This window comes from Sandarakinorhabdus sp. (assembly GCF_040398645.1).
In the GTDB taxonomy this organism is placed as follows: domain Bacteria; phylum Pseudomonadota; class Alphaproteobacteria; order Sphingomonadales; family Sphingomonadaceae; genus Sandarakinorhabdus.
Genome location: NZ_JBBATR010000087.1, coordinates 1 through 6,440, shown reverse-complemented (window position 1 = coordinate 6,440; position 6,440 = coordinate 1). Strand labels below are relative to the sequence as shown.

At 61.0% G+C, this 6,440-nt stretch carries 6 protein-coding genes; 1 reads left to right on the top strand and 5 read right to left on the bottom strand.

Annotated elements, in window-relative coordinates:
• Positions 1 to 51: 51 nt before the first annotated feature.
• On the bottom strand, positions 52 to 2,220 hold the full coding sequence (locus tag ABWP50_RS12935) for a S9 family peptidase (protein ID WP_353218399.1): 2,169 nt from the start codon (positions 2,218 to 2,220) through the stop codon (positions 52 to 54).
• A 108-nt stretch (positions 2,221 to 2,328) separates the two neighbouring features.
• Positions 2,329 to 3,105, bottom strand: coding sequence for an SDR family NAD(P)-dependent oxidoreductase (locus ABWP50_RS12930; protein WP_353218400.1), 777 nt, complete (start codon positions 3,103 to 3,105; stop codon positions 2,329 to 2,331).
• A gap of 103 nt (positions 3,106 to 3,208) precedes the next feature.
• Here ABWP50_RS12930 and ABWP50_RS12925 point away from each other — a divergent pair, with 103 nt between their 5' ends.
• The gene (locus ABWP50_RS12925) at positions 3,209 to 4,429 is read left to right on the top strand and encodes an MFS transporter (protein WP_353218398.1); all 1,221 of its coding nucleotides are present in this window, start codon (positions 3,209 to 3,211) and stop codon (positions 4,427 to 4,429) included.
• A gap of 25 nt (positions 4,430 to 4,454) precedes the next feature.
• Here the strand turns inward: ABWP50_RS12925 and ABWP50_RS12920 are convergent, their stop codons facing one another.
• From ABWP50_RS12920 to ABWP50_RS12910, 3 genes are all read right to left on the bottom strand, one after another.
• Positions 4,455 to 5,219, bottom strand: coding sequence for a proteasome-type protease (locus tag ABWP50_RS12920; RefSeq protein WP_353218397.1), 765 nt, complete (start codon positions 5,217 to 5,219; stop codon positions 4,455 to 4,457).
• Positions 5,220 to 5,286: 67 nt separating this feature from the next.
• On the bottom strand, positions 5,287 to 6,171 hold the full coding sequence (locus ABWP50_RS12915) for a transglutaminase family protein (RefSeq protein WP_353218396.1): 885 nt from the start codon (positions 6,169 to 6,171) through the stop codon (positions 5,287 to 5,289).
• A gap of 8 nt (positions 6,172 to 6,179) precedes the next feature.
• A partial coding sequence (locus ABWP50_RS12910; protein WP_353218395.1) for an alpha-E domain-containing protein occupies positions 6,180 to 6,440 on the bottom strand: 261 nt, incomplete at its 5' end.

Sequence of the window (6,440 nt, the reverse complement as noted above, 5' to 3'; positions counted from 1 at the left end):
GCACCATTTTCCTGCGGATATTGCAGCCGAGTATCGGTTCTGGGCATGCGATCATTTCGGATCGGCGGGGGTTTCCAGTTTCAGCCCGTCGTCGGCCGGATTGAGATCGCTGATCGGCTTGTCACCAAAAATATACTGCCCGAACCACGCCTGATTTTCGGCGAGCACCGCAAGCGCTTGGCGGGGCTTGTTGATGGCGTGGCCAAAGCCATCATAAACCACCATTTTCACGGGCACGCCTTGATCTTCCAGCGCGAGGCGGAGTTCATATGCGTTGGCAATTGGCACGCGCGGGTCATCTGATCCGTGTTGGATCAGGGTTGGGGTTTGCGCCTTGGTCACATTGCTGATCGGCGAGGTGCGGGCATAGATTTGCGGGTCGCGCCACGGTGTTGCGCCAAGATATTGACGGGTGAAATTGGTGATATCGGTGTTGGCATAGTAGGTCATCCAGTCCGATATGCCGGCGCCCACGGAAACCGCCTTAAAGCGAGTCGAATTCGTGGTAATGAAGGCCGAAATATAGCCGCCCTGGCTCCAGCCCATCGCACCGACCTTGCCTGCATCAATATGGCCCTGCCGAAGCAACATGTCGACGCCGCCGATCACATCAGCGTAATCGCCCACACCAAGATTCCGATAATTCAGCGCACGGAACTTGGCGCCATATCCGGCAGAACCGCGATAATTTGGCCGCAACACCAGCGCGCCGCGGGCAACAAACTGTTCCACCGGATAATAACGGTCTGGGCGAATATCGGGCACATCAATGCCGGTGGGGCCACCGTGGATGACGACCAGCAGGGGATAGCGGCGCCCTGGATCAAAATCCGCCGGCTTGTACAGCACGCCTTCGATGCGGGCGCCGTCAGTGGCTGACCAACTGACCAGTTCGCGCCGAGCAGGGGTCAGGCCTTGCCATTGCGCTGCCATGTCGGTGATGCGCCGATGCAGTCCGCCCGACGCCACAATGACTTCGGGGACTTGATTGGCCGCTGATCCAACGAAGGCAGCGGCTTGCCCATCTGCACTGAAGCTGAATCCGCCGGCGATACTGCTATCGCCTGCGTCCACACGGCCAATGGCGCCGCTGGTGGGATCGATGCGCCAAAGCCCCGATTGCGTGCGGGCGCGGGCGGCAAATTTGATGCCGTCTGCCTGCCAATCCAGCAACTGGGCGTCTTCGTCAAAGCTGCGCGTGAGAATTTCGATGGGGCCGCCGTCGGCCGAAATCCGCGCAATCAGACGATTGGCAAAGAAATAATTCGCAGCGCCAGCGCTGGTGGCAAATGCGATTGACCGGCCGTCGGGGGAGAATCGCGGCGATCCGTGCGGCCCGCGCCCATCGGTGATCTGGCGGATCGGGCCGCCGCCAACAGCAACCCGAAAAATTTCGGACGTTCCCGACGACACCGGATCAGGATCAAGCTGCGCAGCAAAGGCAATGCTGGCGCTGTCTGGTGCAAAATCCAGCGCGGTCACGCTGCGGCCATCGTCGGCCGTGAGCGCCCGCGCTTTGGGCAATGGACCTGTGTTGCCGGCGAGGACCATGTCCACCCCGATCAGCCAAAGCCGCACCGGCACACGATCGCTGCGAATGATGCGGTAGCTGCCCAGCGCCTTGTCACGGTCTCTCAGGCGGGCTGGGCGTTCGCCGGCTGCCAGAAAGGCGATGCTGTTGCCATCTGGGGCCCATTCAAAGCTGCTGATCCCGCCGGCCATATTGGTAATGACCACGGCTTCGCCGCCGCTTGCTGGAATGAGCAGCAATTGCCGGCTGGCCGGGCCAGTCACTGGGCCAGAGCCGGCAGCAGCTGGGGCCCCGGCTGAAACACCCGGTCGTTCGGCAAGAAAGGCAATCCAGCGGCCGTCTGGCGACCATGCGGCATCGCCCGCCGAACCGCTGCCTTGCGTTAGCCGCTGCCGCGCGTTGCCCAAGCTGTCTGCCAGCCAGAGATCAGTGGCAAAAACATTGCCTTGCCAATCTGTTCTGGTCTGTTCGTACACCACCCTGCGGCCGTCAGGCGACAAACGCGGATTGGACACCGTGGCCATCGCGATGGCCTGACGCGGCGTTGCAAATTTGGCAGCTGGCTGCGCAGTGACTTGCGCTGCGACTGGCATTGCCAACGCAGCGCCGACCGTCATCAACCCCGCCGCCAGCGGTCCAGCAATCTGCAGGAAGAGGTTGCGATTTGCCGGACCGGAATGTTTCCGCATTGCGTTGCCTTCGCTCAGTTGCCAATCGGCAGGATACTCAGAAACGCCAGAAGACACAGCGAAAGCCGCATCAAACTGGCGTTGGCGTGCCGCACACAAACAGAAGCGTCACGCGGCCGTGACGCCGCCATCGATCACGAAATTCTGGCCAGTGGTGAATGCGCCAGCCTTGCCGGCCAGGAACACTGCCATACCGGCAATTTCATCGGGCACACCAATCCGCTGCAGCGGCGCGGTGGCCGTGGAGCGTTGCAGCGTGGCGGGATCATCCCACAGCGCCTTGGCGAAATCGGTCTTGATCAGGCCGGGTGCGATGCAATTGACGCGCACATTGTCTGGCCCGTATTCGCAGGCCAGATTGCGGGTAAGCTGCATGTCGGCGGCCTTGGAAATGCAATAGGCGCCGATGATCGTCGATCCGCGCAGGCCGCCGATTGAGCTGATGATGGTTATGGTGCCATCCTTGCGGGCACGCATCGCTGGCGCAACCATGGTGATCAGCCAATGGTTTGAAACGATATTGTTCTGCAATATCTTGGTGAAGGCATCATCGCTGATGCCGGCCTGCGGGCCATAATAGGGGTTGGAAGCGGCGTTGCAGACCAGATGATCGATCTGGCCCCATTTGGCGATCGTGGCATCGACCAGTGCCTGCAGACTTTCTTTGCTCGCGATATTGGCCGGCACGCTGATCGCGGCTTCGCGGCCGACGGCGGCGTTGATTTCGTCGCGCGCGGCCTCGCACACATCGGCCTTGCGGCTGGAAATCACAACGTTGGCGCCGTGTTCGGCCATGCGGTGCGCAATGGCCTTGCCGATGCCGCGGCTGGAACCGGTGATCAGGGCGGTTTGTCCGGTCAGATCGAATAGGATTGGCAAGGTCATGTCGCGGATCTCCAAGTTGTTACTCAAGAGGGTGTAGCCAGTCGTCCCGGCGATTGTCACGCCGCATAGATGACAGGATGATTGCAGCCTGCCATCTAACGCCATGGCCGAATCGATCCTAACGAAGCTGACCACGGGCGGCGTGCGTGCCACCATGTTGTCCTGTCTGTTTTTCTCCGGGTTCGGCTGCCTGATTCCCTTCCTGCCGTTGTGGCTCGAAAAGGCGCAGGGTTTTTCAGGGTCGCAGATCGGTCTGGTGCTGGCCATTGGTGGCTTCTCGCGGATCATCGCCGGGCCGCTGACTGCAGCCTGGGCCGATGGCCGCAAGGATCGGCGCGCGCCCCTTTTCCTGTTTGCCGCCATCCTCACGCTTGGTTTTGGCCTGTTGTTGTTTGTCACGGGGTTTGCGGCGATCTTCACCATCATCTTGCTGATGGACGTGGCATTCTGGGGCCTGTTACCGGTGGTGGAGGCTGCCTTGCTGCGGCTCACCAAATATGGCTGGCCGCGCTACGGCCTGGCGCGCGGCTTGGCATCGGCGGCCTTTGTGGTTGGTTCGTCGGCGGTGGGTGCGCTGATTGGCGGTTTCGGGCCGTGGGCGGTTTGGGCCTGGCTGCTGGGTGTGTCCATCATGCTGATCGCTGCGGCGGCATGGATGCCGGCCGAACCGGTGGCCGGAGACACGGAAGCGCCCTTTGGCCAGCGTCTGGCTGCAGGCGTTGGCATGCTCAAGGATCGCAAGTTTGCACTTCTGATTTTCTCGGCCGGCCTGATCCAGGCGACTCACAGTTATTTTTATGTCGCAGGCACACTGATCTGGACCAATGACCAACAGATTTCCTCAACCTTGTCCGGAAATCTCTGGTCGATCGGCGTGATTGCCGAAGTTGGCTTTCTGATTTTCATGGCGCGTTGGACGGAACGCTTTGCGCCGGAAACGCTGATCCTGATCGGCGGCATCTCAGCTGTGGTGCGCTGGACGGCCATGGCGTCGTTGCCGCCGGTTTGGGCGCTGTATGGCCTGCAGATCATGCACGCCGGCACATTTGCCGCCACCTTCCTTGGTGCCATGCGCATGATCCAGGCACTTCATGGTGATGAGCGCACGCCGACAGCACAAATGATTTACATGGCACTTGCCTCGGCACCGGCGCAGGCCTTGACCACATTGCTGTCCGGCGAACTCTATGAACGCCTGAAGGGCGAAGGCCACGCGGCCTGGGGCTATTATTCGATGACCGCCGTGGCCTTCGTCGGCGTGGCGCTGGCCTCGCTGCTGTGGTTGCGGCGGGACAAGCCTGTGTCAGGCCTCGCTCCGGCTTGAGCGTCCGGCCTGTGGCCCATGATCATCAGTTACGCTGCTCCTGTTCTGGTTCGCTGGCAAATTGGGGCAGGGGGATCGCAGCCGCCGCTGCGCGCAGGGCGTTGCTCCAGCGGCTGTTGAGCTCGGAATAATATTCATCGTCAACTTCGATGCGGTGAATCAATTCCAGATCGGACACGCCAGTGCGGATGGTGGCCACATCGATAGGCAATCCCACCGCCAGATTGGAGCGCATGGTTGCGGAAAAGCTGATCAAGGCGATCTTCATTGCTTCCGACATCGGCGTTTCATGGGTGAGCATGCGGTCCAGCACTGGCTTGCCATATTTGTTCTCGCCAATTTGCAGGAATGGCGTGTCCTGTTGGCATTCGATGAAATTGCCGGCCCCGTAAATCAGAAACAAGCGCGGCCGGCGCCCGCCGATGGAGCCTGCCAGCAGCAGCGTGGCATCAGTGTAGACGTCTGCATCCTTGACCACCTTGTCGACTTCCGTTTTGGCATCCGACAGGGCCTGGCCAACCAGTTGTGCGGCGCGAAACACGGTTGGCACGTCGGCCAGAAACTCCTTGTCGCCGGTGTCGGGCATGGTCACGCCCAGCGCTACCCGCGACAACGCGCTCTGGGTGACAGACAGGGAGCCTGCTGACGTGCACAGGATCACTCGGTCAGGGCCATGCTCCATCACACGCAATTTTCGGTAGGTGGAGATATTGTCCACGCCGGCGTTGGTGCGCGTGTCTGCCATCAAGACCATGCCTTCGCGCACCAATATGCCCACACAATAGGTCATGTTTGCTCCCCAAAATACGTGAGCTTTGCTCAAGTCTGCCTATCGTCACGCCAGCGGGCAACCGCGTTCAATTGACCGGCAGTTGCTGCTGCTGTTGTTGCTGCTGTTGGCTGGCAACAGGATCGCCAAGTGCGCTGAGGCCGGGGTGATGCAGGCTGGCCTGCGTGGTCACCGCCACTGCCATGGTTTCCATGCCGCCGCCGCGCCGCGCGCCGCGCACCGGGGCAGCGTCGCGATAATCAAGGCCAACCGCGACCCGCAGATAGGCCTGGGTGGCGCACATGCCGTTGGTGGGATCAAATGCCACCCAGCCGAGATCAGGGATCATCACTTCGGCCCAGGCATGCGCCGCCGGCTGGGTGATCATGCCGTCCTGCCGCAACAAATGCCCGGAAACATAGCGAGCCGGGATGCCCAGCAGGCGCGTCACGCTCAGGAAGATATGGGCATAATCCTGGCAAACCCCCGCTTTGATGGCAAAGGCATGGGCCGCACCGGTATAGGCATGGGTGACATCGGCATCAAACACCATGTGGTCATACAAATGCGTCGTCAGCCGGTGGCAGGTGGCTAGCGCGTCGCTGGTATCGATGCGGCGGGCAAAATTGCGCAACGCTTCATCCGGTTGTGTCAGATCGGTTTGCCGCAGGAATATGAGCGGCGGCAGCGGTTCGTTGCTGCCGCTGACGATGCCGTGGCTTTCGAGCGTATCAACTTCGCCGGTGACATGAAGGGTCAACCGCCGCACCGGCCCGTCCGGGTAGAACATGTGGGTGATGTTGCCATAGGCATCCTGGCTGCTGCGCAGGTGGCCGTTCATGTCGGTATCGATGCGCCAATGCACGACATGCTGGCTGTCATGCCCGGCCGGCTGCACGCGCAGCAGTTGCAACACGTCATTGGCCTCACGGGCATATTCATAAACAGTGGAATAATCGACGCGGATCCGCATAACAGCCTTCAGAACAGATATTGTTCGGCGACAGCTTCGCCAAGCCGGTTGTTGTCGGCAATGAACTGCGTGAGAAACTCATGCAGGCCTTCACCGAAAATGGCTTCGATCGTGCCGCCGGCCAGGCGGGCGTGCCCGGCACTGGCCAGGCGGTGTGCCGGCCCGCGCCGGCCGCTCTTGCTGGCCAGCAGATCGAGGTGACGTTGAATTTCATCATAGCAGGCCGCCAGGCTGCGCGGAATTTGACGATTCAAGATCAGCAGATCGGC